Origin of the sequence: Pseudomonas sp. SIMBA_041 (assembly GCF_046535095.1) — a bacterium.
Classification (GTDB): Bacteria; Pseudomonadota; Gammaproteobacteria; order Pseudomonadales; family Pseudomonadaceae; genus Aquipseudomonas; species Aquipseudomonas mucoides.
Genome location: NZ_JAWRXJ010000069.1, coordinates 1 through 385, shown reverse-complemented (window position 1 = coordinate 385; position 385 = coordinate 1). Strand labels below are relative to the sequence as shown.

Sequence of the window (385 nt, the reverse complement as noted above, 5' to 3'; positions counted from 1 at the left end):
GGCGCCAACGCCCGCAACTGCCGGTGATCCTCACCTCGGGCTACAGCGATGCGATTGCCGAAGGCGGCCACCAGGGCTTTGCCTTCCTGGCCAAGCCGTACTCGGCCGAGCAGGTGTGCCAGATGCTGGCCAAGGTGCTGGGCAGCTGAGCAGCGGCTAACGCGGGGCGGCCAGCAACCGTGCCACACTCTGCGCCAGCTCGGCGCGCCGGTACGGCTTGCGCAACACCTCGAAGCCCTTGAGCTCGCGGGGTGTAAGGTTGGCATAGCCGGTGATGATCAACACCGGCAGGTCAGCCTGGCGCTCGCGCATCTGTTGGGCAAAACGCACCCCGGTCATGTCGGCCATGACGTGGTCAGTCACCAGCACGTCCGGCTGCCAGCCC

Annotated in this window: 1 protein-coding gene; it reads right to left on the bottom strand. The window is 67.3% G+C overall.

Annotated features, from left to right (window positions below):
* Positions 1-156: 156 nt before the first annotated feature.
* Positions 157-385 (bottom strand): response regulator (locus tag SB725_RS30260; protein WP_410923034.1); only part of this gene is annotated, 229 nt, incomplete at its 5' end.